This window comes from Neobacillus rhizosphaerae (genome assembly GCF_937468385.1).
GTDB lineage: Bacteria > Bacillota > Bacilli > Bacillales > Cytobacillaceae > Neobacillus > Neobacillus rhizosphaerae.
On the sequence record NZ_CALBWS010000062.1, the window covers coordinates 1 to 3195 of the forward strand.

Annotated in this window: 1 protein-coding gene; it reads right to left on the reverse strand. The window is 39.2% G+C overall.

Annotation, left to right across the window (positions count from 1 at the left end; all coding sequences use genetic code 11):
* Nucleotides 1-166: 166 nt before the first annotated feature.
* Nucleotides 167-2929 carry a phosphoenolpyruvate carboxylase gene (gene ppc, locus M5A78_RS24505; protein ID WP_264760483.1) on the reverse strand — a complete coding sequence of 921 codons (2763 nt, stop codon included), beginning with the start codon at nucleotides 2927-2929 and terminating at the stop codon, nucleotides 167-169.
* Nucleotides 2930-3195 lie beyond the last annotated feature (266 nt).

Genomic DNA, 3195 nt, shown 5'->3' on the forward strand with positions numbered 1-3195 from the left:
GAGGAGGCTCCCGGACCTCCCCGCGGAAAGCGAGTGCCCGGAGCGGAAATCAACAGGCCAGTTAGCAGGGCCAATCCATTATTAAAAAATTGCCGAGAAATATACCCTTTCTCGACAATCTGACAAGCTCAACAAAGTTTGTGTTTTTTTACTAATTCCAATTTTATCAGCCAGTATTTCGTAAACCAGCAGAAATACCACTAATGGTAAGGAGAACTTCAGTTAATAATTCATCATTAGGATCATCTTGTTTCCGCAATTCCTTAATTACTTCTACCTGTAAAAAGTTTAATGGATCCACATAAGGATTTCTTCGATACACTGACTCTTGAATATTAGGCGTATGATCGAGCAATTCTTTATCGCCTGTAATCTTGAGCAAAATATCTTTTGTTTTTTGATATTCTTCCAGAATATTGCCAAATATCCTTTCAGCTATTGCTTTATCTTCCACAAGGGTTAAATATTCTTTGGCAGTCGTTATATCTGCTTTCATCAAAGCCATGTTTAAATTATCAATTGTCGATTGAAAGAAAGGCCATTTCATATACATTTGTTGTAAAAGCTGCAAATTTTGCTCACCTTTCGAAGCAAAGCTGGTTAATCCGGTGCCTGCAGCATACCAGGCTGGAAGCAGCTGGCGGCTTTGTGTCCATGCAAATACCCATGGAATCGCCCTTAAGTCTTCGAACCGACCACGATTTTTCCGGCTCATTGGCCTTGAACCAATGTTTAAGTCGCCGAGCTCCCTTAAAGGTGTAGCTTCAGTAAAATAGGTGAGGAAATCTGGATCACCAAAAACAAGTGATTGATATTTGATCAACGCAGCACTTGAGATTTCTTCAATTGCCTCTTCCCATACATGCTCACGTAATTGTCCTTCCTCTGGATCTTTGGATGCATGTGCAACCGCTAGCAGCAAAGTGGAAGTCGCCTGTTCTAAGCTTCGATAAGCGATATCCTCGAGCAGGTATCGTGAAGATAACACTTCACCTTGCTCAGTAATTTTGACCCCATCCCCGAATGTTTCAGCTGGTTGTGATAAAATACTTTTGTTCAGTGGACCGCCTCCGCGTCCCAACGAACCTCCACGGCCATGGAAGAACTTAAGACCTATCTGATATCTTTTCGCCATTTCGTGAATTTCAATTTGCGCTTTAAATAGCTTCCAATTGGCGGTTAACGTACCACCGTCTTTACTACCGTCCGAATAACCAAGCATTATTTCCTGCTGGTCACCCAAGATTTGCAAATGTTCGCGGTAAACCGGCATCTCGAAAAGAGTTTTCATGATAACCGGACCAGCCGTTAAATCCTCAATTGTTTCGAGTAATGGCGCAACATTTAAGTGGCTTTCCAGCGTTCCGTCAGCATGAAGCCGGTAAATACCTGCTTCTTTTGCTAAAACCAGCACCTCTAACAAGTCACTTGGCGATTTTGTCATACTGACAAGGTAAACTAAAATTGAACGTTTTCCAAATTCTTCATGGGCATTCTTAATCATTTGGAACACTTTAATCATTTCCTGTGTTTCGGCTGAGTAATCCTCATTTAATAATAAGAGCGGACGAGGATCCAAGAGAATTTTTTGCAAAATCTTAACTTTTTCACCTTCAGACAGCAAGGCATAATTTTCAGAAATGCGGACTTTATGTAGTATTTCAGTGATGGCTGCCTCATGCTCGCCACTATGGTTTCGAATATCAAGTGTAGCTAAATGGAAGCCAAACATCTGGACTTGACGAATCAATTTTTGAATAATCTTTAATTCATGGGCAGCAGGATGATGTTTTTTTAAACTTCCATGTATCATAAATAAATCTTCTAACAATTCATCCGCAGTTTTATAACCTAGCTCTGATTTCCCCACTTGTCTTACTCGTTCAATGATAATCGCAAATACACGACGGTAAGCTTCGGTTTTAACTGGCCACTTTTTCTCTTCTGTTAAAAACAGTTCCTCTTTTTCCTCTAGGTATGTAAGAAGCTCCGTGCTCACATCTACCCTTGTCGTTGAATGACTATATCGTTTCATTAAATCAATCAGCACATTTTTATATTTTTTTAGGACGAGCCTTCTTTGCCGTTCTAAGGTCTCCCAAGAAACTTCATGCGTTACATTCGGATTCCCGTCACGATCACCGCCAATCCATGAACCAAAACGAAGAAAATTAGGAACCTCCCATGAGGCGGTTGGATAATTTTTTTCCAAGCATTCCGCAACCTCCTGATGAATTTCAGGAAGCACCTCAAAGAGAGTTTGATCAAAATAATAAAGTCCGTTCCGCACCTCATCCAAAACTGTTGGCTTATGATGCCGCAACTCATCGGTCTGCCATAAAATCGTTACTTCATTAAATAAACTTTCCTCCAGCTTTTTACGTTCTTTTTTCGTTAGTAATGGGTGGTCGATATGTTTTAATATACCGGCAATTCGCTGTTGGATTTCTAAGATTGAACGCTTTGTCGCCTCGGTAGGATGAGCGGTAATAACCAGTTCAAGAGACAATATATCTAGAGCATTTTGAATCGTGACTTCATTAACATTATTTTCTTTAAGCAAAAGGACCGCACTCTCAATCGAGTCTGGTTGAACAATTGAATCGTCTTGAAGATGATATTGTCTTCGTCTCCGAATCCGATGATTCTGTTCTGCCGCGTTGATTAAATGAAAATACATTGCAAAAGCCCGAATGACTTGTTTTCTCATTGGGGAACTTAGACCGGAAATTTCTTCTTTTAATGCTATATATATATCTTCATCAAAATGAGTCCGAAGTGTTTTGGACATCAGTCTTATTTTTTCCACTTTATCGAAAAGTTCAGAACCACCATGATTGACTAGAATCTCACCTAACATTTTTCCAAGTAATTTTACATCACGGCGCAATGGAAGACTGCTGTCATTTAATTTCAAGTCTGCTGCCACATCTTTCACCTTCCTTAATCAAGATTCTCTGAAATTTTTACTTATTAATATATCATAAATTTAAGGATCATGTTAAATAATAGTTTTCATTTTTTAATAAAGATTTTTTAGAGGATACATCAAAAACAAAAAAACCTGCTAGGCAGGTTACAGACTGTCGACAAATCCGAAAATATTCGGGTTTGCCGGCGGTCTTTTTTGTATAATTAAGGTACAGAGATTTTAATGGGGTGGATGAAATGCTAACTAAAAATACACAGATGAAT